Source organism: Bradyrhizobium sp. BRP22, assembly GCF_020194175.1.
GTDB lineage: Bacteria > Pseudomonadota > Alphaproteobacteria > Rhizobiales > Xanthobacteraceae > Bradyrhizobium.
Map to the genome: position 1 here is coordinate 79,390 of NZ_JADYVX010000008.1, position 22,254 is coordinate 101,643.

Annotated in this window: 18 protein-coding genes; 6 read left to right on the forward strand and 12 right to left on the reverse strand. The window is 60.2% G+C overall.

What is annotated here, in order from left to right; genetic code table 11:
- Positions 1 to 5: 5 nt before the first annotated feature.
- The 11 genes from I6F35_RS13240 to I6F35_RS13290 all read right to left on the reverse strand — a co-directional run bounded on the left by I6F35_RS13240 (position 6) and on the right by I6F35_RS13290 (position 14,810).
- Positions 6 to 725 carry a methyltransferase domain-containing protein gene (locus tag I6F35_RS13240; RefSeq protein ID WP_225118108.1) on the reverse strand — a complete coding sequence of 240 codons (720 nt, stop codon included), beginning with the start codon at positions 723 to 725 and terminating at the stop codon, positions 6 to 8.
- 73 nt (positions 726 to 798) lie between these two features.
- Positions 799 to 1,641 carry a class I SAM-dependent methyltransferase gene (locus I6F35_RS13245; RefSeq protein WP_225118109.1) on the reverse strand — a complete coding sequence of 281 codons (843 nt, stop codon included), beginning with the start codon at positions 1,639 to 1,641 and terminating at the stop codon, positions 799 to 801.
- 616 nt (positions 1,642 to 2,257) lie between these two features.
- The gene (locus I6F35_RS13250) at positions 2,258 to 3,532 is read right to left on the reverse strand and encodes a hypothetical protein (protein WP_225118110.1); all 1,275 of its coding nucleotides are present in this window, start codon (positions 3,530 to 3,532) and stop codon (positions 2,258 to 2,260) included.
- An 881-nt stretch (positions 3,533 to 4,413) separates the two neighbouring features.
- On the reverse strand, positions 4,414 to 5,349 hold the full coding sequence (locus tag I6F35_RS13255) for a hypothetical protein (protein ID WP_225118111.1): 936 nt from the start codon (positions 5,347 to 5,349) through the stop codon (positions 4,414 to 4,416).
- Between the two features lie 1,239 nt (positions 5,350 to 6,588).
- Complete coding sequence (locus I6F35_RS13260; protein WP_225118112.1) at positions 6,589 to 7,623, reverse strand: ABC transporter ATP-binding protein; 1,035 nt, start codon at positions 7,621 to 7,623, stop codon at positions 6,589 to 6,591.
- Positions 7,620 to 8,618 (reverse strand): ABC transporter ATP-binding protein, encoded by a 999-nt coding sequence (locus I6F35_RS13265; RefSeq protein ID WP_225118264.1) that lies wholly within the window; start codon positions 8,616 to 8,618, stop codon positions 7,620 to 7,622. The genes I6F35_RS13260 and I6F35_RS13265 overlap by 4 nt, the downstream gene beginning before the upstream one ends.
- Entirely contained in the window at positions 8,618 to 9,523 is a 906-nt protein-coding gene (locus I6F35_RS13270; RefSeq protein WP_225118113.1) for an ABC transporter permease, read from the reverse strand. Before I6F35_RS13270 ends, I6F35_RS13265 begins: the two co-directional genes overlap by 1 nt.
- Positions 9,520 to 10,500, reverse strand: coding sequence for an ABC transporter permease (locus tag I6F35_RS13275; protein WP_225118114.1), 981 nt, complete (start codon positions 10,498 to 10,500; stop codon positions 9,520 to 9,522). Before I6F35_RS13275 ends, I6F35_RS13270 begins: the two co-directional genes overlap by 4 nt.
- Before the next feature lie 38 nt (positions 10,501 to 10,538).
- Positions 10,539 to 12,134 carry an ABC transporter substrate-binding protein gene (locus tag I6F35_RS13280; RefSeq protein WP_225118115.1) on the reverse strand — a complete coding sequence of 532 codons (1,596 nt, stop codon included), beginning with the start codon at positions 12,132 to 12,134 and terminating at the stop codon, positions 10,539 to 10,541.
- Between the two features lie 79 nt (positions 12,135 to 12,213).
- A complete protein-coding gene (locus I6F35_RS13285) occupies positions 12,214 to 13,164 on the reverse strand; it encodes a CobW family GTP-binding protein (protein ID WP_225118116.1) in 951 nt (316 codons plus the stop codon).
- Entirely contained in the window at positions 13,161 to 14,810 is a 1,650-nt protein-coding gene (locus I6F35_RS13290) for an amidohydrolase (protein ID WP_225118117.1), read from the reverse strand. Before I6F35_RS13290 ends, I6F35_RS13285 begins: the two co-directional genes overlap by 4 nt.
- 185 nt (positions 14,811 to 14,995) lie before the next feature.
- On the opposite strand from I6F35_RS13290, the gene I6F35_RS13295 reads away from it, so the two are divergent.
- Positions 14,996 to 16,534, forward strand: coding sequence for a PLP-dependent aminotransferase family protein (locus I6F35_RS13295; protein ID WP_225118118.1), 1,539 nt, complete (start codon positions 14,996 to 14,998; stop codon positions 16,532 to 16,534).
- A 6-nt stretch (positions 16,535 to 16,540) separates the two neighbouring features.
- Here I6F35_RS13295 and I6F35_RS13300 read toward each other — a convergent pair whose 3' ends face one another.
- The gene (locus I6F35_RS13300; RefSeq protein WP_225118119.1) at positions 16,541 to 17,329 is read right to left on the reverse strand and encodes a sulfite exporter TauE/SafE family protein; all 789 of its coding nucleotides are present in this window, start codon (positions 17,327 to 17,329) and stop codon (positions 16,541 to 16,543) included.
- A 251-nt stretch (positions 17,330 to 17,580) separates the two neighbouring features.
- Here I6F35_RS13300 and I6F35_RS13305 point away from each other — a divergent pair, with 251 nt between their 5' ends.
- The 5 genes from I6F35_RS13305 (at position 17,581) to I6F35_RS13325 (ending at position 22,146) form a co-directional block, all read left to right on the forward strand.
- A complete protein-coding gene (locus tag I6F35_RS13305; RefSeq protein WP_225118120.1) occupies positions 17,581 to 18,000 on the forward strand; it encodes a nuclear transport factor 2 family protein in 420 nt (139 codons plus the stop codon).
- Positions 17,997 to 19,388: an FAD-binding oxidoreductase gene (locus I6F35_RS13310; protein ID WP_225118121.1), complete on the forward strand. Its 1,392-nt coding sequence runs from the start codon at positions 17,997 to 17,999 to the stop codon at positions 19,386 to 19,388. The genes I6F35_RS13305 and I6F35_RS13310 overlap by 4 nt, the downstream gene beginning before the upstream one ends.
- Before the next feature lie 437 nt (positions 19,389 to 19,825).
- Positions 19,826 to 20,530 carry an STN domain-containing protein gene (locus I6F35_RS13315; protein WP_225118122.1) on the forward strand — a complete coding sequence of 235 codons (705 nt, stop codon included), beginning with the start codon at positions 19,826 to 19,828 and terminating at the stop codon, positions 20,528 to 20,530.
- A 64-nt stretch (positions 20,531 to 20,594) separates the two neighbouring features.
- Positions 20,595 to 21,164 carry a sigma-70 family RNA polymerase sigma factor gene (locus I6F35_RS13320; protein WP_225118123.1) on the forward strand — a complete coding sequence of 190 codons (570 nt, stop codon included), beginning with the start codon at positions 20,595 to 20,597 and terminating at the stop codon, positions 21,162 to 21,164.
- Positions 21,139 to 22,146, forward strand: coding sequence for a FecR domain-containing protein (locus I6F35_RS13325; RefSeq protein ID WP_225118124.1), 1,008 nt, complete (start codon positions 21,139 to 21,141; stop codon positions 22,144 to 22,146). Before I6F35_RS13320 ends, I6F35_RS13325 begins: the two co-directional genes overlap by 26 nt.
- The last annotated feature ends 108 nt before the right edge of the window (positions 22,147 to 22,254 follow it).

The window sequence follows — 22,254 nt, forward strand, 5'->3', positions numbered from 1 at the left end:
ACCGATTACAACGGTTTCGTAGCTTCCATCGTGATAGTCTCGAGCTTGAGGAAGCCTACCGGCATCCGGGTCTCGTTTTCAAGGCCTGACAGTTCATCATGGTCGCTGATATTCAAGCTGCAACGCTTGATGTTTGAGAATCGAGCAGAGCCGAGGGACCGCGATAGCGACTTCTCGTCGTAGATAAACTGATGGCCCCAATCTCGAACGAAATTATTGACTACATACGAGCCGCTGGCGTCCGGAGCCCACTTCACGAAGTTATCAGTTGACCACTTGATGTAGGCCTTTTGCAGGTCCGATTTCTCGCCTTGGTAAAGCCCGACGACGAAATTGAGATCTGGCGTCGAGACACGAATTGTTCCGCCTGGCTTGAGAACGCGGTAACATTCTTCAAGCATCATCTGTCCCGCTGTGTACGGGATATGCTCGATCATGTGTTCGCTAAAGACAAAATGGAAGGTGTTTGAGGGAAGCGGGAAAACGGAGGTTGCATCGAGATGCAAAACGTCCGCTGCTGACGGGAAAAGATCGGAATTCAGCCAGCCGGGTAGTTTGTTGGATCCGCAACCCAGTTGAAGTTTTCGGACAGGGCTTGACGCCAGATGCCTCTCGATCAGGGCACGATCTGTTCGACCGAATCCGCGCTTAATGTTCCATTTTGTTCGTCGAACTGCGTCCAGCAATCCAACGTGATCAAGTGCTCCTTTGACCCGATTCTTCATCGCAAAGCCTCCGACTGATTGCATTGCAACAGTGGTTTGCCCACGACGCTCGGAACGGCCTAGACCCCTTGTGTTAGAGCGTCTCCAGCCAAAACGAGCCGCCGGCCACATGGCTCATGTGAGGAGTAACCAGTGCATCGGCCTTCGGGCGAAGAACTGGATCAAGGCACGCGAAACAGTTAGGAAGCAGGGTTCGAAACGGCGGCTCTTTGGCGAGCAACATCGCGGCCAAGAGATACTGCTCTGAGTATAGCCGAGTATGCCATTCCGGCGGGTAGTCCGCGGGTAAGACAATATCATGGATTTGTACCGTTACGCCGCTCGGGAGGTTCGGGAGGATTTCCAAAAAGAAAACCGTGACGTCTGAGTTTTGGAAAACACGATGTGATCCATCGAAGAAAAGAATATCGCCAGATCCGATCTCATCCAGCACTATCGAACTGCATTCTTCGAATGGCTTTCTGATGAGCTTGTCACATATTCCATCGATTTCGGCGCGCGGATGCGGATCGATGGCGATGACATCTGTCTCGATATTCGCCCTATCGATCGCAAATCGGGCGAACTTAGTAGAGTTTCCAGATCCGATCTCCAGGTAGCGCTTTGGCACCTTTAAATGAAGCATGCCCACGAGCGCGCAGGCATCTAAGCTTGAAAAGAAGTTGTTATCCCACGAGGGCATACCGGCATCCGCTGTTCCGGCCGGCACTTCGTCGAGAATGAACTTGGCCGACAACATCTGTTCCAGAAGAGCAGAAAATTGACCGCGCTGGCCACAAAATAACGCTTCGAGTTTGGCGTGAGGGGGCTTCCCATATCCCCATCGCGATCTCGGGGAGACGGGATAGTAGGAGTCCGCCGTATGGCTCCAATGCCATCCGCCCGGCTTGCGAGGGAAAACATCGATGCCGATCATGTTCGCGGCGCGGCGAACTACCTTAGAGATCATTCGAAAAAACTCGCTTCACTCTAGAGATGCATCTAAGCACACGCCGCGCACGTTGGTCTAGTCGCTGCGCTTCATTCCCCGGCTCCCCCTCGCTCAGGGCGGCAGGCTGTGGTCTGAGTCCCTTGTTAGTGATGGGCAGAGTCCCGGATTGATTTGAGCCCATTTGGCTCGGTGAAGCAACGGAACGGGGGCGGAGACGCCGGTTCAGCGCAGCGTCCCGTCCCGTTGGATGTCGGGGGCACCGCCATCGGCGTAAGCGGCCGGCGTGAGATTGCCAGGGTCGCTGTGCGTCTTCTAGAGCCGAGGTGCCATCGACTCCAATCGCCGAACATGCTGACCTCATAGGCGATCTGAAGGTGAGCAACGGCCTCGCGCTTGGCGGCGTGCGTCACCACTTTTTGATGCGACATCCTTGAGCATGGCGTTGTCAGACCTGCGATTGCTATACGCCAGCTTGCGCGTTCGCTCTAAGGCATTACCATCCCGCTACGCCGAAACTGGCACACATCCGTAGCGGATTGCATCGTTGTCAATACTCGAGTTAGTGGCCTCTATCGAATGCCTCTCAAACGTTTTGCTAAATCTACTTATTCAATGCATCCTTTAGGCGGGCTGGATCGATACGGGTTACAATGACCGACTGATCGGGACGGCCGTTGAAACTTGCGAAGTAGAACCGGCCCGCGGGATCCCACGCGTCATAACCTGTGTGAATGTGGAGATCGCGCAGCGCAGGGCCTAGCTTTGCTAAAGTGCACAGCCGCTCCGTCTTTCCCGTCGTTAGATCAAACTCATACAGTGATGTGAAATCGCTTGGCTGCGGCGATGAACTGGTGGCGGCGTAAACTTTGCTCATGTCGCGCGTGACATCGAACATCCATATATATTTGAGCTGTTGACCAGTCTCAATCTGGCCAAGATACGACCAGGAAGGTCCCTCGTCATCGAAGCGGTAAACATGGCCTTTATCGTCCGAGAAGATGCATTGCTTTCCGTTCGCCAGGCATTCACCGACCTCCAAGGCCTGTTCCTCCTGCAGGATCCAGTCTTTTCGTTCGCCGAATCCAGTTTCCGGATCGTAGTAATGGACGTGCCCGTAAACAGATGGGTTTTTTGAGCTGCTCGCTGTGAAGTAAAGACGCCCTCCGGAATCTACCCACATTATTCGTCCAGTATAGGCGTATGGTTGGTCGAATGAGCTCGGTCTGCCTAGAACATCCGTTCGGCCACGACCTATGTCGTAGCGGTAGATTTCGCCGGTAGGGACACTCGCGCCGTAGATGATGTTTCGCACGGGGTCAGGGGCGATCGTCACTACATTTCCGTGGGTCACCGCGACACCACCGGGTTCCGAGGCGCTCAGGTCGGTGAAAGTGTTTAGGACTGGATCGTGGGCATACCAGTGGAAGCCACGTCGAGTGAGATATGCATCATCCAGAGTCGAGCGATCCATGGTTGCAACGTAGATCTTGCCTCGGTGCCAGAGCGGTCGCGTATGGAATTTCTGGGCTGTCTCGCCCGGCATCCAATTGTGAACGAGCTCGGAGGCCGACCGAGCATCGCCCACGAACTGAAGCTTACCTACTCGCCAATCCAGGCGGTATAGAGCCGCATTTGTCACATGATCCATCGCGGCCACGTATATATCGCCGTCGGGCGACGAACCGGTGGCGTGCCAACTCTGTGTCGGCCGAAGCCCGTTGGGCGTGTCAGGTAAGGTCCACTGCCAAACCCCGTCCAGCGCGCCCGCCCTGCCGAGCTCAGCTTCTGTTGTTTGAGAAGGGGTTCGTCGGAAGTCGGCGGCATCAGCGTCGATAAGAGCAACCCAGCCAAGCAAGATAAGAGCAAGCCGACGCATCATGACCTCCCTAATCGGTCGACATTCAAATATACATCCCCGAAATGCAGATGGGGCTAACAGAACCTTCGAGATCAAGATTGCCGAAACGATCCTGTTCTTAACATTGCAACGCCGTTCCGCATAGCATCAGATCGTCTGTCTCACGCGATGCAGAGGCGCTTGGACCTGGCCGCTGAGTGGGAGGGCTCAAGAAGAGGTTCTCTTGTCAGCCAAGTAATAATTTTATTCCCCTGCGCGACAACAGCCTAGCTTACCCGCGCTGATATCCAAGCTTAGCCGTTGTCTTTCCTTTGCCGAGCTGCAAGCTGATGCGACATGAATACGAAGCACCCGAAGGTCCACACTCACAGCAGAAAGAATAGCGCGCGGATTGGCTCTTTGAAGCCCCAGTGCTCTTAACCGTCATCGAGTGACTGGCCACTATCCATTGAAGCATACCCTGCGGATGACGAGGCGAGCTACAGGTGATCATTTGAGGCAAAGTCTGATTGGAAGGGTACCCTCACGACCACAGTCCAAGCCGCGATATGACTCGGACGGAATCCCCTTGTAATTACACCTGCTTCCGTCAAGCTCCAGGGTCGCCATGACACGAGGTGACGATTTGACGGAACGTCGGCTCATGCCGGACGTCTTTTTAGAGGGGACGGAATCTTCGCGAGGAGCGGAAGAGTCGCCATTTCTGACGCCACCATACAACATCATGCTCAACTTGAGCATCGTGATCAATCCCTAACGGTTAGGCTCTGATACTTTCGTCGTAGTTCGCTACGGCACTAAGTTCGCTGATCACGTTACCTTTCAGCCCTGAAGCTGACACCAAGTTTAAGCATCGCGAGCACTGGGCGAAAGTTTTTGCACCGGCGCCACTGCAATTTTTAAGTGAAGTTGACGCGCCCCTGCGCAAAGAAGCGAGAGGCTTCATCAAGTCGTCGATATAGTGAAAGCACGATCTTAGCGAAGGCTAATGGATTATTCTTTACTAGAGACCTCACCGTTTCAGTATTCCGGATTTGACGTGTCTCGGCGCGAGTGGCAGCGGCCTGATTGATGTATTCAGACGCAGGAGCGTTCTCGGAAAACTCTTCCGCAGCCATGACCAGATATCGTTTCTTCGACAGAAAAGAATGAAGCGTGTTGTATAGTTCCCGAAGCGGCGCGCGATTATTTAGGAAAGATAGAATAATTGACTCCGTCTCTGCAAATGTCTCCGAGTCACCACTCACATCAACATATCCGGGTGACTCATATTTGATCTTGTCCATACGCAGGCGTTCGTTACGTGGTACAATAGCAGGGAGAGCGGTATAGAAGTGCACATAGCTAAACCCGCCCTTGAATGGTGTGTGGACGAATGTCTGCTTGATTGTCTTTTTCTTTTCGATCTCAACGCTTTCATCTGCGAACGCGTGAACAGCGGAAAGGAAGTAGTAGACGTCAGAATAGAGACTGTAAAATTGGCCAAAGTCCGGCATATCCCACTCGCCATCAACCACTAGCGACTGAATATGAGTCGGGCCGACCGTATCCTCCTCGTCGTCTGTATGACTGCTTGAGAAGAACCTAGGAGATGGCAGGTACTGTTCTGGCACATGGTCCTCGAAAGGCTCCATCATCACTTTGTTGTCGACCATCTTCATCAAATCGAAGGTGTAAATGGAGCGGATCGGGTAAGTGAACAGATATCTCAGATCAACATGGCCGTCCCTGTATGCCTCCATTTCGCGCGATGACACGGTAGTGGCGATGAACCACGCCTCGTCTGGCGGCGAGGGAATGGCCAGCGCGACGACATGCGTCTTGAACGTCTTCATGAGAATTAGATGCGGCTCGTCCATGTACACCAATGTGCGGACGTATGTCGCTGATCGCCGATGAGCCATCCTGCACCTTCTCAACCTTTACGATGGCTACGGTTGGATCGAAACTCTGTGAAAGCCAGAGATCGACATGCTAACTCTTCTTGCTTATGAGAGCCTTTCCGTCATCGGGCTCAATCACTAACAGTGCAAGATGTGGGTTCCTTATTCGCTCGGTAACTTACCTGCGATATCTACAGCTTGGTCGCGCTCTAAGGACAGGGAGCACTCGCACGCATCTGCGGTCGGGCGGAGTGGCACTCCTAGGGCCGCCTGCGACCAGAAATCCTTAATTGTTGGCTTATCACAGCTGACCACCCGATAGGCGCCCTCAAGCTCCATGCCCTTAGCTTTCGCCGGTGGGCATTGCGGTGGCAAATCTTCCAGAAAGACCATTTCGTTCGCTAAGTCCCGGCCCAATGCACTGGACCTAATTTAGGCTGAGGACGTGAAATAACTTCAGTCGGGGGAAGCCATATCCACTGCAGCTATCGCCCCCTTTAGACCTTCGACGTAGCTATGGCTTTACGACATGTTTCCGGAAAGACCGCGTAATCTGCAAGGCTCGGTATACTTTTCGTCGTGTCGGTGGTTGCCCCTCCAGGTTGAATCTGCGCAGGCCATATGGATTGCGCATGAATCGCCGCCGTTTGTACAAGCCGAGATCGCGGACCGCTGCGAGGTGATCGCTCTTGATGTCCGGGACGATTCATTCCGACGACGAGAAAACCTGTTGCGGGTTCAATACAGGTTGAACGATCTGTTTGTCGGAATAGCCATTGATTTTCCTGGCAAATCATACGCCTCTTAATCAGCGGGTCCCAGGTTCGAGCCCTGGTGCGCCCACCATATAAAAGGCCTTCTTCAAGAAATTAGGGGAACGATGGCCGAGAACAAAACGAGTCTCGTGCGACGCGGTCGTACGTCGTGCGGCTGGATTGCTGTACGACTTCTCCTTTGTTTGTGTATCTTCACCCCATTCGGTACAGCGCGTAGATCTGACGGTACAGGTCGATTCCATGCTCGTCGTAGAATAGGATACTAGGGCGAAAAAACGGACAATCGCCTCGGGTGCAGTTTTCTGCAGAACCAGAATCGGATGGTTCGGGTCGGGCGTTCGAGCGGCCATCAGAAGTATGAAAAGGTAGTCCGTGGCGTGGCTTCGTAGCGGATCCAACCTTCCCGACGGCGAGGTTAACCGTCAAAGCTCGGCGGCAGGAGCTCGGCCGCGCGATGGCAGGCGACGTAGTGATTTGTCCCGATTGATTCCTGCAGCGGCAAGCTTTTGCGGCATTGGTCGACGGCCGATGGACAGCGCTGGGCGAACCGGCAGCCTGGTGGCGGGTCGACCGGGCTCGGCGGATCGCCCTTGACGAGATAGTGTTGCTTCAGCGCCTCCCGGGTCGGGCCGGGCGGGGCGGCGGCCGCAATGAGCGACCACGTGTAGGGGTGGCGCGGTTCGGCAAAGATGGTTGCGGCAGGCGCCTGTTCGACGATCTTGCCAAGATACATCACCGCAATCTCATCGCAGAATTGCTGGATCACGCCGAGATCATGCGAGATGAAGATATAGGTCAGCTGCCGTTCGCGCTGCAGCCGCTTCAGCAGGTTGAGGATCTGAGCCTGGATGGCGACGTCGAGTGCGGATACTGCTTCATCGCAGACGATCAGATCGGGTTCCGGTGCGAGCGCGCGGGCGATGCACAGCCGTTGGCGCTGGCCGCCCGAGAATTGGTGAGGGAAGAGATTGGCCGCGTTCGGCGGAAGCCCGACCTCGGCAAGCAGCCTGCGCACCCGCTCGTCGCGTTCGCCGGGCGTGCCGATTCCCAACAGATCGAGTGGCTCGCGGATTTGCTCGCCGGCGCGCCGTCGTGGATTAAGCGCGGAGAATGGATCCTGGAACACGATCTGCAGATGCTTGCGCACCTCGCGCAGGCCTTTACCCGTCAAGTCCAGGATGTTTCGTTCGCCGAATACGATCTGGCCGGAGGTCGCGGGAACGAGCCTCATGATCGCTTGCGCCGTCGTGGACTTTCCGGAACCGCTCTCGCCGACAATGCCGAAGCTGGTGCCGCGCCTGACGCGGAAGCTGACACCGTCGACGGCATGTACGAACGAGGGGGCTTGCAGAGGGCGCTTTCTGCCGGCCTCGAAATGAACGACGAGATCGTTCACGTTGAGGACAAACTCCGACGAATCAGGCGGCGCGGCGGCTTGGAGTGTCGTCATGCAGCCAGCTCCGATTTTCGCCAGCAGGACACGGCATGGTCATCTGTAATCGGCTCCAGCGCCGGTTGCAGACGCGACCTGCAAAGCTCGCTTGCCTCCCGGCATCTTGCCAGGAAGGCACAGTCCGGTCCCCGCGCGCCCAACGGCGGCACCATTCCTGCGATCTCGGCGAGGTCTGACCAGGCTTGCGGCGGTCGCGGTCCCAGCTTGAGCTGCGGCACGCAGTCCAGCAAACCCCTGGTGTAGGGATGGCACGGATGGCTCACCACGCTGTCGGCGTCACCGGATTCGATGCAGCGCCCCGCATAAAGCACCGAGATATCGTCGGCGAGTTCTGCAACGGCGCCGAGATCGTGGGTGATGAGGACGATAGCCGTTTTGGTTTCCTTCTGCAGATCGGCCAGCAAGTCGAAGATCTGCGCCTGCACGGTCACGTCCAGCGCTGTGGTGGGCTCATCGGCGATCAGCAGCTTCGGCCGGCCGGCGAGCGCCATTGCGATCATCACGCGCTGGCGCATACCGCCCGAGAGCTGATGCGGATAGGCCTTCACACGCTGCTCGGGAGCGGGAATCTGCACCGCGCGGAGCAAGGCAATGGCTTGCTGCTCCGCTTCGGCCAGGCCCACGCCGCTGTGCCAGCGCAATACTTCGCCGATCTGATCGCCGACCGTGAACAGCGGATTGAGCGCGGTCATCGGCTCCTGGAAAATCATCGAAATGCCATTGCCGCGCAAGCTGCGCATCCGCTTGGGCGATGCCGACAGGATGTCCTCGCCCTCCAGGAGGATCCGGCCGCTCGTGACCACGAAATCCTCCGGCAATAGCCGCATGATGGCCAGCGCCGTCATGCTCTTGCCGCAGCCCGACTCCCCGACCAGCGCCATCGTCCGCCCCGCCTCGACCGCAAACGACAGGTTCTCGAGCACGGGCACCACTACACCGGTGCTGCCGCGCATGCCGACGCTGAGATTTTCCACCTTGAGCAACGTGCTCATCACATTCTCCGGCGCAGACGTGGGTTGATGGCGTCGTTCACGCCGTCGCCGACCAGACTGATCGACAGCACCGCGAGAAAAATCGCGGCGCCGGGAAAGATCACCGCCCACCAGGCGTCGAGCACATAGTTGCGGTTCTGGCCGAGCATTAATCCCCAACTCATGGTGTTGGGATCGCCAAGGCCCAGGAAGCTCAGGCCTCCTTCGAACAGGATCGCGACGCCGATGGCGAGCGTCGCCGAGACGATGACGGGAGGCAGGGCGTTCGGCAGCAGTACGCGCAGGATCAGATAGGCGTCGCCGGCGCCGGCCGCGCGCGAGGCCTTGACGAAATCCAGATTGCGCAGCCGCATGAACTCGGCCCGAGTGAGGCGAGCCGCCGAGGTCCAACTGACCGCGCCGATGGCGAGAGTAATTGTCGTGAGCTTTTGTCCGAACAGGGTGACGAGCACCATCGCAAACAAGAGTGGCGGCAGGATCTGGAAGAACTCGGTGATCTTCACCAGGGCGGCATCGATCGCGCCGCCGAAGAAACCGCTCAACGCGCCAACCGTCAAACCGATCGCAATCGTGATCAACGCAGCCACCGCACCGACGGCGAGGCTTGCGCGTCCGCCGTAGATCAAGCCGGCCAGCACGTCGCGGCCGAGATAGTCAGTGCCGAGCCATGCGTCCGCTGACGGCGCCGTGAAGGGACCGCCAACCAGATCGAGCGGGTCGACCGGATACACAACCGGGCCGATCGCGGTCCCCAGCACGATCAGGATGAGCAGGCACGCCCCGCACACGCCCGAGGGGCTGCGCAGGAACTGCCGGAATGCCACGCGTCCGGGCGATGCCGAGGGGCGTACCGGCGGGCTTGAGGATTCGACGGCGAGAGGCGTCGACGTCTCGATCGTCGTCATGATTGTCCCGTTCGAATGCGCGGATCGATGAGGCGGTAGACAAGGTCGGTGACGATGTTGGCAACCATCACCATCACCGCCGAGAAGAAAAGCACCGCCATGAGGGTCGGATAGTCGCGCCGCAAGATGGAATCGAATACCAGGCGTCCCATGCCCGGCCAGCTGAACACGGTTTCGACCAGGACTGCGCCTGCGAACAGATTACCGAACTGGTGTCCGACGACGGTCACGATCGGAATGAGCGTGTTCCGCAAGGCGTGCTTGCCGATGACAATCCATTCGGGCAGGCCTTTCGCGCGCGCGGTACGCACATAGTCTGCGGACAGAGCGTCGATCATGTTGACCCGCGCCAGCCGGCTGTATTGCGCTATGAACACCAGCGCCAGCGTCAGCGAAGGTAACACCAGATGGCGCATGACATCGATGGCATAGGCAAGTCCCTGGCGGGGATGTGCGACGTCGCTCATGCCCGCGACGGGAAGCACCGGCCAAATCGATCCGAACAGCAATAGCAGCATCAAGCCGGTCCAGAAGATCGGCGCCGCATAGCCGGCCAGCGAAAACAAGGTGACGGCATGACTGAGCATGCCGTTCGGGCGGCGAGCGCTGATCACGCCGAGCAAGGTGCCAATGAGAACCGCCAGGATCAGCGCGCAGAGTGCGAGATAAAGCGTCGCTGGCAGCCGCTGTGCGATCAGCTCCAGCACTGGCTGGTTGAAATAATAAGAGTAGCCGAAATCGCCGGTCGCCACCTTACCCAGGTAGGTAGCGAGTTGCTCCGGCAGGCTGTGGTCGAGCCCGTATTTGGCCCGCAAGGCGGCCACGACTTCGGCTGATGCGCCACCCATCTCCCCGGCGATGACCTGCACCGGGTCACCCGGGGCGAGATGGATCAGGCAGAAGTTGAGCACCAGCACCGCGAGCAGCAGAGCCAGGGCGTTCACGATCTGTCGGAGGAAATGAGTCGCGAAGGCCATAAGTCAGGTCGCACCGAAAGAGTGTCAAGTTACGGGCTTCAGGTCTTGGGCGGTATTTCCCAATGCACCTCGTCCAGAGGAGACATCATGCCCCAGATCGAGGTCGGCAGCCCGCCCAGGCCCTTGCTGAAGGCGTTATAATAGGGCGTGGCGTTGATGAAATAGATCGGCACGTCCTTCACCACGATCTTCTGGAATTCCGAGTAGAGCTCCTTCCGCTTTTCGGGAGACGTTTCCACCGCGGCGGCCTGCAGCAGTTCATCGACCTTTGGATTGCTGTATTGCTGCGTGTTGGACCAGATGATGCCCTTGCGGATGTTGGAGCTGAGATAGGTCCGGTTGACGCCGATCACCGGGTCTCCCCAGTTAAACACGGTGTCCATCGTCAGGTCGAAGTCATAGTTGGACACGCGCTGCGCCCAGGTTGGGAAATCCGGCGCCGCCCTGACTTCCAGATTGATGCCGACGCGCTTCAACTGGGAACGAAGATATTCGGCGATGTTGCGCTGCTGTTCGTCTGCTCCCGGAATATAATCGATCGTGAGCGAGAAGCGCGAACCATCGGCGCTTTTTGGGTGGCCGGTCGCGTCGAGCAGTTCGGCGGCTTTGGCATAATCCGCCTTGTAGGTCTCGACGGCCTTCTCTTCGAGCGGGGATCCCGGTGCGATCGGTCCGGTTGCGGGAGCGGCCTTGCCGCTCATCAGCTTGCCGACGATGAACTCGCGGTTTGCCGCATAAGCGATCGCCTGGCGGACCCGCACATCATCGAGCGGCTTTTTCCTGGTGTTGAAAGCGAGCCAGTTGAGCGGCCCGACGCCGGCAAAGCCCTTGTCCGTCACGAAGACGTTGGCGGCCTTCTGCAGGCGGTCGATATCACGGACGCCGGCGACGAACGGCAGAATGTTGGCATCGCCCCGTTCCATCGACACCAGCGCGGCATTGGGGTCGGAGACGATGCGGACCACGATCTTGTCCAGTTTGGGCCGCCCCGCCATGAAGAACTTGTCGAACTTCTCCAGCGTGTAGTACTCGCCCTGCTTGTATTCCGTCAGCTTGAACGGTCCGGAGCCGATCGGCTTGAGGTTGGCGGGATGGGCCTTCAAGTCCTGACCGTCACCATAGACGTGCTTGGGAAGGATCGGCATCAATGCCGGCGACATCGCGAGCAGCAGCGATGGGCTCGGATGCGACAACCGGATCACCGCCGTAGACGGATCAGGAGTGTCGACGTTTTCAACCGCCGCCAGCATTGTCTGGAACGGGTGATTGGCCTTGATCGCCATGATCGAGAATGCGACGTCTTCGGACGTCACCGGTTGACCGTCATGGAATACGGCGTTCTTGACCAGATGCAGCGTCACCGACAGGCCGTTCGGCGCGACGTCCCAGGATTGGGCGAGATAGGGCTGCGGATTCCACTTATCGTCATAGCGCAGAGGGCTTGCGAAGATCTGCGAGCTCGGCATGGCGGTGGCGAGGCCGGATTGCACCGCGCCGTTGAAGTGCCGGGGGACTTGCGTGGTCGCGATCACCACCGCGTTGCTGCCGGCCGTCTGCGCGATCGAGCGGTGAGGGGTGGTGCAGATCGCAAATAGTCCTATCGCTCCAAGCAAAAGATATCTTCTGATCGACATGGCTAAATCCGCTTTCATGGTTGACTATTCGAGAGCTGGCACTTCTGCGGTGCCATGAGAAATATGGTTGCCTCGCGGCTCATGAGACGAACGAGCGCGCGAGCGCGCCATCGAGTATGGCTTCGAGATCGGCGTCGGAGGGCAGGTCGGGCGTTCCTATTCCGACAAGCGCAATCGGTGCCGGGTCGAGATCTTCACCGGCTGCGGGCAACAATGACCAGTCGCTCGAGACCATCTGAAATACCAGCGGCGCGACCTCGCCCGAGACGCGACACGCGCCTTTGAGGCGCAATAGCTGCGGCGGCAGTGCTTCGATTGCTGCGGCCAGCCGGCTCCGGTCGAACGCGCCGTCCCGTCGGTAGGTCCAGCGCTTGAAGTTCTTTTCGTGATCGAGCGAGTCTTCCTCCACGCCCTCGGCGCGGAAACGCGAACTTCGGCTTCTGGCGATCAGCAACGGGTCAGATGTTGTGTTGCGGGAGAGGACTTCGATGGCGACATCCGGCCGAACGGTCTGGATTGCGCTTCGGGCCGCTTGCAGCGCAGCTTCGTCTGCGACGTCACTCTTGCTGAGCAAAACGACATCGCACTTGGCGAACTGACCTCGGACCGTGTCTCCGACGCGTCGATCATGGATCAGTTCTGTGATCCGCGTTGCATCGGCGAGGACGATGACGCCGTCGAGCCGCAGGTCGGGCTCGACCAGCGCGATTTCGGCAATCCGCCAGGGATCGCCGACGCCGCTCGCTTCGACGATGATGCGCTCGAATGGCTCGCCGCCGTCCAGCAGCGAGCCGAGCGTTTCGAGGAATCCCGAGCCGATGCTGCAGCAGACACAGCCATTAGACAGTGACAAGGTGGTGCCGTCATGACGTTCGATCAGCGTGGCATCCACATTGATCTCGCCGAAGTCGTTGACCAGAACGGCATAGCGTGCGGTCGCGGTCGCGAGCAGCCGATTGAGGAAGGTGGTCTTGCCGGCGCCGAGGAAACCGCCGATCACTGTGACAGGAATGGGCGCCGCTCGCCTCATGCGTGCGGGGCCTTTCTCACTGTGCCGCCCACGACCGTTCCCCAGACCGCGACGTCCTTCAGCTTCTCCGGCGCAACCGTAAGCGGGTCGTCCTCCAGAACGGCGAAATCCGCATATTTGCCGCACTCGATGCTGCCGATCATGCCGTCGAGCTTCAGCGTGTAGGCAGGTCCGATCGTGATCGCCGCAAGCGCCTGCTCGACCGTAAGCGCCTCGGTCTCGCAGCCGAGCTCGCGTCCCGAAGACGATACGCGGTTCACAGCGCACCAGGCAGTGAACAACGGCCCGAGCGGTGTCACCGGCGCGTCGGAATGGATCGCGAAAGGCACGCCGATCCGTTGTGCCATTCCCGTCGCGTCCAGCCGCGAGGCGCGCTCGGGTCCCATCGTCAACTCGTAATGTGCATCACCCCAGTAATAGAGATGGTTGGCGAACAGGTTGGCGCAGACGCCGAGCGCCTTCATGCGGCGGAACAGCGCAGCGTCCGCCATCTGGCAGTGCTGCAGGGTGTGGCGGTGATCGGGACGCGGCATCGCGGTCTGAGCGGCCTCGATCGCGTCCAGCGCCAGCTCGGTCGCTTCATCGCCATTGGTATGGATGTGCAGCTGAATGCCCGCCCTGTGATAGGCCTCGACAAGCTGCGGCAGTTGTTCGGGGGCGATGTACCAAAGGCCGTTGGGCGCGCCGTTGTGATAGCCCGGCCAGCGCAATCGTGCGGTGAAGCCCTGGATCGATCCGTCGACCACGAGCTTGACGATACCATAGTGGAGCTTGTCGTTGTTGCTTTCGCGCAAGGCCGCGATCTTGGCGATGGCCTGTTCGGGCGAATGCGAGACCGAGGCGAGCGCCGGCACCAGCCGGATGCCGAAATCGGGTTGCGTCGTCGCTGCACGGTAGAGATCGACGGTCCGGTCGACCAGATCGTTGTGGAGGTCGGTGATCGTGGTCACGCCCTGCACGCAGGCCGAATTGGCATAGCGCATGACGTCGGCGAGCGTCAGATTTCCGGATAACGGATTGCCGCCGAGCGCGCGGAAAACGCGAAAGCGCGCGGCAATGCCCTGCAGTTCTCCGCTCGCCAGCCCATCGGCGCCGGCAACCACGCCGGAAATGTCGGTTGCGCGGAGCAGGTCGGCCTGCTCCAGAACGATGGTGTTGACATTGCTGATGTGGAAGCTGGCATGGATCACCATGACGGGCCGCGTCGTCGAGACCCGGTCGAGATCCTGCCGAGTGAGCATGCGGCCGCCAATGTGCAGCGGGTCAAATCCCCAGGCGAACAGCGGCGCGGTGGCGTCGCCAATGGCGGCGTCCGCTTCCTTCAGCCGCGCGACAATGGCATCGATCGAGCCGACGCCGGCAACCAGTTTTCCCTCCGGCGAGCGGCGATCGCCGGCACCGACATAGGGCAAGGACCACATCATCCCTTCCATGATGTGGCTATGGCCTTCCACGAAGCCGGGAAGCAGGACCTTGTCGGCAAAACGGTCGTCGAACGCCGCGCCTTTGGCGAACTGCGCGATCTCGGCCTTGTCGCCGACCGCCACGATACGTCCGTCGCCCACCGCAACATGGGTTGCGAACGGCCGTGATGGATTCATGGTCACGATCTTGCGCGCCGCGAAGACGACGGTGTCCTGGCTCACTCTTGCACTCCCAAGCTCGATGCTGCGAGCCTGATGCGCAGGGCGGATTCAGATAAGCGCCAGATGCCATGCACAAATGGGGCCAGGGCATGCATCGTCGCCGTCAGGTCCCGCCATGGCGTGGATTTTGCTTCCTTTTTGGCGCAACTGCAGGTCAACTGCGGAGGTTTCCGCAAGGGATTTCAATGGGTAAGTTGGTGCCATTGCGTCGACGTGAGGCGACGGGACAGGTCAACGTCCTGCCGCCGAGCGATATTCTGTTCTGGAATTCATTGTTTCAGGGCCTGGACCGGTCCGGCGCATTCCTGCAGCTCCAGATACGGCAAATGATCGTGACCGCCATCGAAGATGGTCGCCTGCCGCTCGGCGTCCGCATGCCGTCGAGCCGCGATCTTGCCGCGCTGCTCAAGGTATCGCGGAACACGATTGTCATCGCCTATGAGCAGCTCGTGGATCAGAACTTCCTGGTGTCACGGGAACGCAGCGGCTACTTCGTCGCGGGCCTGCCCAAGCAGATTGAGCAAGTGCGAAGCAATGGGCTCCCCGCGGCAGGCAGCGATGAGAGCCGTTGGACCGAACGCTTTGCGCTGCGCCCCTCGCAGTTTCGCAACATCATCAAGCCGCTCGATTGGCAGAGCTATCCCTATCCATTCATTTTCGGTCAGTTCGATCCGAGCCTGTTTCCGACCAACGACTGGCGTGAAAGCGCGCGGGCCGCGCTGAGCGTTCCTGAAATCAATAATTGGGCAAGGGATATGATCGATGGCGATGATCCTGCCCTGATCGAGCAGTTGCAATGCCAGGTGCTTCCGCGCCGCGGCATCCGTGCCCGTTCCGACGAGATCATGATGACGATCGGAGCCCAGCACGCGCTGTATCTCATCGCCAAGCTGTTCGTCGTTGCAGACACGCCTGTCGGGATGGAAGATCCCGGCTATCCGGACGCCCGCAATATTTTCGGCATGCTCACGTCAAATGTGGTGCCGCTACGCATCGACGAGCAGGGACTGGTTCCCGATGAGGTATTCGAGCGATGCAGGCTCGCTTATGTCACCGCCAGTCATCAATGTCCGACCGCCGTGTCCATGTCGCTCGAGCGGCGTCGCGAACTGCTCAGGATCGCCAAGGCGCGGGACATCCTGCTGATCGAGGACGATTACGAGAGCGAATTGATCCCCGAGGTCAGCAGCCTGCCGCCGCTGATGAGTCTCGATGTCGACCAGAGCGTGCTCTATGTCGGGAGCCTGTCGAAGGCGCTGGCGCCCGGCCTGCGGCTCGGATACGTCGTGGCGCCCGCGCCCGTTATCCGCGAGTTGCGGGCGCTCCGGCGCCTCATGCTTCGCCATCCGCCTCTGAATAATCAGCGCGTCGCGGCACTGTTCATCGGCCTCGGTCATTACCGTTCACACCTGCAACAGGTCGCCCGCGTGCTGCTGGAGCGCGCGAAACTGCTCGACCGGATGCTGCCGCAATTCCTCCCGAACTGCAGTTGGACGCGCGCAGCCGGCAGTACGAACTACTGGGTTTCCTGTCCCGAAGGCACCGACACCACGCAGCTTGCCGAAAAAGCCCGTGCGAGAGGAGTCGTAATCGAGCCCGGCGATGTCTTTTCGATGCACGAGGCGGCAACCCGCCACTGTTTCCGGCTCGGTTTCTCATCGATCCGCACCGACCGGATCGAGCCCGGTATGGAGTGCCTTGGATCGGTGGTCGCCGGACGCTGAGCGGCGTCACATCAATTCGCTCACGCCCTTGATCGCGCTGCCGATTGCGATCAGCCCGAGGCTTGCGATCGAGACCTGGCGGTGCAGCGCGTCGCTGCCGCGCCGGAAAGCCTGCTCGCCGATCCAGGTGCCTGCAAGCATGATCGGCAGCGCCAACAGCGAAAGAAACAGGGTCCGCTGGTCGAGCAAGCCGACCAGGGCGGTGCTGATCAGCGCGGCGATTGAGGTGGCCAGGAAAAACACCATGAGCGAAGCCCGCGTCGCCACGCGGCCGAACGGGGCCGACATATAGTACATGACGACAGGCGGGCCCGGCATTGCCGCCAGTCCGTTGAAAAGCCCGCAGATTAGGCCGACCAGCATCGTCATCGCCTTCGACGGCGTCTGCGTGACGCGGGCGCCTCCGTTGAGCGCGATCACAGCCGCAATGGTGATGGTCGCAATCAGGATGCGTGCCACCGACGCAGGTACGACGCTCAGAGCCAACGCGCCGACAGGCGATCCGGCGGCCGCGCCGACGATCAGCCAGCGCAGCGACGGCCAATGGCCATCCTGACGGGCGCGCGGAAAGTCCAGTGCGCTGCCCATGAATTGCAGGCAGATCGCGATCGGGACGGATTGCGATGGCGGCATGAACATGCCGAGCAGGGGGACTGCCGCCAGTGCAAAACCGAAGCCTGTAAATCCGCGCAACAAAGCCGCGGCCAAGACGGAAAACGCGGTTGCCATGAGGACAGCCGGCGTCAGCGAAGCCGACGCGGCCAGATCGCTCAGGCGCGCAGCGAGATCAAACATGCCCTTCCATCACCGCGCACCGGTGCCGAGCGCTTTTCAATTGGAGCGTTTCGCGTCGAGATGCTCGTCAGCGCAGACTGCTTGAATGCGGCGCCACCCGAAGGAGCCAGCCGGGGCCGTAACATCAGGCCAGTTCTGGTCACAGAGAATTGCCCGATCTGGTTCTAAGGGCGCCGTCTCGGTTGCGACAGTCTGCGAGCGAGCCACCTGACGCCAAAGCCTTGGCGTCTGCCGGCCCGCAGGAAAACCGCATGTCGACGCTCGAAGCTCTCAGGCGAAATCTTCTTGAAGAATTGTTCGCGGCCTTCAACCGCCACGATGGTGCCGCCGTCATGGCCTGTATGACGGACGATATCGCATTCGATGCCGCCGCGGGTCCCGATATCTGCGGCCGCCGTCTGAGCGGGGCGAGTGAGGTCCGCGCCGCGTTCGAGAGTACGTGGACGAGCATGCCCGACGTGAGCTGGCAGTGCACGCGTCACGCCGTATTCGGCGATCGCGGCATTTCCGAATGGATCTTTCGCGCGACCACCAAGGACGGTCAGCGCATTGAAGCGGAAGGCTGCGACCTGTTCGCTTTCCGCGGTGACAGAATTTGTGCCAAGAGCGCGTTCCGCAAGGATCGGCCGCTGCTGCCTGCGCGTGCGCCGGACGAGGCAGTACAGCGATGAACGTGCAGATGGCCGCGCCCGCGGTGGCCTATGATCCGCACTATGATCCTTTGGTCTCTGACGGTCCGGGGCGCAATCGGGATTACGCGCCGACGTACTGGATCGCGACCGCCGGAGTTCCGCCTGAAACCGACGGGCCGATCGTCGCCGATACCGACGCCGACGTCGCGATCATCGGATCGGGCTACACCGGCCTTGCCTGCGCCATCTTTCTCGCCCGCGAATTCGGCATCAAGGCCACCGTGCTGGAGGCCAATCGCGTCGCCTGGGGGTGCAGCACGCGCAATGGAGGCCAGGCACAAAATGCTGCGGGCCGGCTGACGCGCTCGCAGTGGATCGCGCGCTGGGGTGTGGACGTCGCCCGCCGCATGCATGCCGAAATCGAGGACGGGTTTGCGACATTCGAAGAATTGGTTCGCCAGAGCCCGATCGATTGCGAGCCGCAACCGGGTGGGCATCTCTATGTCGCGCACCGCCGGCGCAGCCTGGAAAAGATTGCTGCCGAATCGAAAGTCCTGAACGACGTTTTCGGTGACGCGACGCGTGTGCTTTCGCGGGAGGAGGTGCGCCGCGATTTCGTCGCTGATGCGGAAGCGGTCGGCGCGGTTCACGAGCCGCGCGGCATCGGCGTCCATCCGGCAAAACTTGCATTCGGCTATCTCAAGATGGCCCGCGAACTCGGAGCGAGCGTACATCCGGCAAGCCCCGTTCTCCACATCGAGCCGCGCGGTGGAAGATTTTTCCTGAAGACGCCGGACGGCACGGTCCAGGCGCGCGCGGTGGCGATCGCGACGGGCGCCTACACCTCGCTCGGACTGACGCCGGTGCTGCAGCGCCGCTGCATGCCGATCCTGTCCAATTCGATCGTTACCCGGCCACTGACCGCCGCAGAACTGGAAGCCACCGGCTTTCGCACCAGGCAGGTCATCACCGACACAAGAACGCTGCGCTTCTACTATCGCCTGCTGCCGGACAATCGCATTCAGATCGGCAGCCGCAGCGCCATTACCGGCGCCGACGCCACCCATCCAAAGCACCTTCACCTTCTCATCGACGGGCTTAATCGGAAATTTCCATCGCTGCGCGGCATCGAAATCGATTACTCATGGTGGGGCTGGGTCGATGTCAGCCACGACATGATGCCACGTATTTTCCGCCCCGACCCGAAGCAGGCGCTCGTCTACGCGCTCGGCTATGGCGGGAATGGCGTTTCCTATTCGGCGCAGGCGGGCCGGCGCATGGCGCAGATGATCGCCGGGAAGACATTCACCGGCCAGGATCTGCCGATCTTCACCTCGCCACTGCCGGGCCATCCATTCGCGCCGTTTCGTCGCCTCGGCCAGCGGATGCTCTATGGCTGGTATCACCTGCGGGACGAAGCCGCCTGACGCGGGACGTCCTGCGGTAAACCAATTCTTCCATTCGGAAATCGTCGCCAATTTCCCCCTCGTGACGGCGATTGGAGCAGTTCCTGCATCTTCGAACCCATCTTTTTGCATTGTGCTCAACAGTGCTGCCGGCGACGCCCGGAGAAACGGCGCCTGGCGCGGTGAGCACTCTGGTCAAAGCGGGGGTGTGGAGAACAACACCGAGCGCTACGGCCCTACGTGGGGCGCGCGTCTCATGCTGTCGTGAAACTGTTATCTTCGGTCACTAGGGTTTTTCGAAGGTGGGCGTGGGGATCTGCTGGCGCATAATCGATTGTCAGTTGGCGGAGACCTTCGTGAAGCTGATGTTGCTGCCTGGTGCGTATGTCGGGCAGCAGTGATGCTTCAAACGGTTGAGCCCTCGCCGAAGTGCTCCAAGCCGTGGCTTGGATAGTTCCGTGACACCGGCTGTCGATATCTTGCGTGGGCGGGGTGCTCTATATCTGTTGCTTACGGCGTTGGCGTGGGGGGCGGCTAGCTCGGCTCTTCACGCCGAGCCGTTGTCTCCGCACGCGAAGGTCCAATTTGATATTCCAGCCCAGCCGCTCGCCGAAGCCCTGGTGGCCTACGGCGCGACTACCGGTGTTGAGGTGTTTTACGACGGCTCGCTCGCCCTCGGTCAGCGCTCGACTGCGATCAAAGGGGAGTTCGCCCCGATTGGTGCCCTGGAAGCGATATTGCGTGGTACGGGCTACGTTCCCAAGGCGTCACGATACGGCGATGCAATCAGCATCATCAAGACGCCGCGCGACCTTGGCGTCTCACAGACTGCAGCGCTTGGCCGCTTCGAGCCTTATCTCGCCATCGTTCAGGCCCGCGTCACGGAAGCTCTGTGCAAAACCGATGAGGCGAAGCCCGACGAGGGAGAGATCATGATGAGCTTCTGGCTCGATCGGTCGGGGCGCGTTTTTAGTGCGCAGCTGTGGAATCCCGAACTCTCGGCCGACCGCCAACGCGTTCTTCTGGCAGGGCTGCAGGGCCTCGACGTCGGGCAGGCGGTGCCGGCCGGGCTGCCTCAGCCACTCGCGATGGTGATCTTTCCTCCGTCAAGCCGCGAGCATGCTGGATGCCGTCCGACCAGCCGGCGGCAGGCCATCAATTAGTGTCGGGACGTGAGTGGCGCAATGCGAGGGGCTCGCGGGCATGACTGAGCTGAGCCGCGCGCTTTTGCGCCGCGCGTTTCTCCTAGGCTACGACGATCTGAAACTGCGGCTGACAAAGCGCCTCGGATCGATCGAACTCGCGGGCGATTCTCTCCAGGAGGCCTGGATCAGCCTCGAACGCGCCGCGCCCATTGGGCCGGTGCTCCGGCCGCAATCCTATATCTTTCGGATCGCGTATAATATCGCGCTCAAGCGCCTGCGCCGGGAGCGCGATGTTGTCACGCTTGACCAGGCGATCGAGGAACTCGATCTGGTTGATGAAGCGCCTGGACCTGCAGAGGTGACGGAAGGCCGAGCCGAATGGGCCTTGCTGGCGCAGGCGGCCAAGGAGCTCACGCCACGCCGGCTGGATATCTTGTTTGCGGTGCGGCTTGAAGGTTTGTCGATCCGTGACGTCGCGACAAAGCACGATATTTCCGAGCGTCTAGTCGCCTTGGAGCTCAAGCAGGCCGTTCTGCATTGCGCCGAGCGCTTGAAGCGGAATGTCGTTTCCCGATTCAGTTCGGGGCCGTCCGAGGGATCTCATAGGGAGGGAGCCCAACGAACAGATGAACCGGCGGATGGCCATGGATAGCTCTCGCGCTCCGCAGTCCGGCGTCCCGTCGATCGACGAGGAGGCTTATGAGTGGGTGATGCGGTTCGCGGAAGGGCGGGCGAACCGGGCGGACCTTGCTGCGCTCAAACAGTGGATTGCCCGCAGTCCTGCCCACGGTGAGGCGTTCGGGCGGATCAGCCGCACATGGAAATCGCTGGGGCCGGTCGGCAAGGATCTGGCCGCCGACGCGACCGCCGACCGGACTTTGCCCGCCCACGATGCAGCCCCGAAAGCTGGCATCGGGCGCCGTGCCTTTCTGGGGGGTGCGCTTGCGGCCTCTGCGGCCGGCGCCGCCATTCCCGTTGTCCGGCCTCCACTCGGATTGTGGCCGTCATGGTCTGAGTTTGCTGCCGACTACAGGACCGCAATCGGCGAGCAGCGCGAGATCTCGCTGACGGATCGCGCCACCATCGATCTGAACACGCGGACCAGCCTGTCGCTGCGCGCTGATGGCACGGAGGCTGAGATCGTAGCCGGCGAGGCGATGATCTCCACCAGATCCGACGCTGCCGATCCTTTCACGGTCCTCGCAGCTGGTGCCCGTATCGCCGCCACAGCGGCACGTTTCAATGTGCGGGTCGACCACCGGGTCGCTTGTGTCACCTGTGTGACAGGCGATGTGCGGGTCGAGCGGGGCATGTCTGCGCTGTCGCTCTCGCCCGGACAGCAGATCGCTTATTCCAGCGAAAGGGTGGGCCAAGTCGTCACAGTCGATCCTGCCACGGTTTCGGCCTGGCGAGATGGGATCGTCATCTTCCAGTCCACGCCGATCGACGAGGTGATTGCGGAGGTCAATCGATATCGACCGGGGCGAATCATCTTGATGAACAAGGACCTGGGGCGTCGCCTGTTCAACGCGAGGCTCAGGATCGAGAACATCGGCCGCGTCGTTTCGCTGATCGAGGAGGTATTCGGTGCCCGCGCGACCGCGCTGCCGGGGGGCATTCTGCTGCTCGGATAAACCCTTCAACTTTTTTTGCAGATTTGGGCCCTTACGAGGATCCAGGAATCGAGAGGGGCATCCGCATGTTGTCCCCGCCGAAAATGATTGCCTGAGAAAGCGTGTCCA

Bases quoted from the DNA above. Each gene is read 5' to 3' on its own strand.
- I6F35_RS13240 (WP_225118108.1), bottom strand. From the start codon at position 725: ATGAAGAATCGGGTCAAAGGAGCACTTGATCACGTTGGATTGCTGGAC.
- I6F35_RS13245 (WP_225118109.1), bottom strand. From the start codon at position 1,641: ATGATCGGCATCGATGTTTTCCCTCGCAAGCCGGGCGGATGGCATTGG.
- I6F35_RS13250 (WP_225118110.1), bottom strand. From the start codon at position 3,532: ATGCGTCGGCTTGCTCTTATCTTGCTTGGCTGGGTTGCTCTTATCGAC.
- I6F35_RS13255 (WP_225118111.1), bottom strand. From the start codon at position 5,349: ATGAAGACGTTCAAGACGCATGTCGTCGCGCTGGCCATTCCCTCGCCG.
- I6F35_RS13260 (WP_225118112.1), bottom strand. From the start codon at position 7,623: ATGACGACACTCCAAGCCGCCGCGCCGCCTGATTCGTCGGAGTTTGTC.
- I6F35_RS13265 (WP_225118264.1), bottom strand. From the start codon at position 8,618: ATGAGCACGTTGCTCAAGGTGGAAAATCTCAGCGTCGGCATGCGCGGC.
- I6F35_RS13270 (WP_225118113.1), bottom strand. From the start codon at position 9,523: ATGACGACGATCGAGACGTCGACGCCTCTCGCCGTCGAATCCTCAAGC.
- I6F35_RS13275 (WP_225118114.1), bottom strand. From the start codon at position 10,500: ATGGCCTTCGCGACTCATTTCCTCCGACAGATCGTGAACGCCCTGGCT.
- I6F35_RS13280 (WP_225118115.1), bottom strand. From the start codon at position 12,134: ATGTCGATCAGAAGATATCTTTTGCTTGGAGCGATAGGACTATTTGCG.
- I6F35_RS13285 (WP_225118116.1), bottom strand. From the start codon at position 13,164: ATGAGGCGAGCGGCGCCCATTCCTGTCACAGTGATCGGCGGTTTCCTC.
- I6F35_RS13295 (WP_225118118.1), top strand. From the start codon at position 14,996: ATGGGTAAGTTGGTGCCATTGCGTCGACGTGAGGCGACGGGACAGGTC.
- I6F35_RS13300 (WP_225118119.1), bottom strand. From the start codon at position 17,329: ATGTTTGATCTCGCTGCGCGCCTGAGCGATCTGGCCGCGTCGGCTTCG.
- I6F35_RS13305 (WP_225118120.1), top strand. From the start codon at position 17,581: ATGTCGACGCTCGAAGCTCTCAGGCGAAATCTTCTTGAAGAATTGTTC.
- I6F35_RS13310 (WP_225118121.1), top strand. From the start codon at position 17,997: ATGAACGTGCAGATGGCCGCGCCCGCGGTGGCCTATGATCCGCACTAT.
- I6F35_RS13325 (WP_225118124.1), top strand. From the start codon at position 21,139: ATGAACCGGCGGATGGCCATGGATAGCTCTCGCGCTCCGCAGTCCGGC.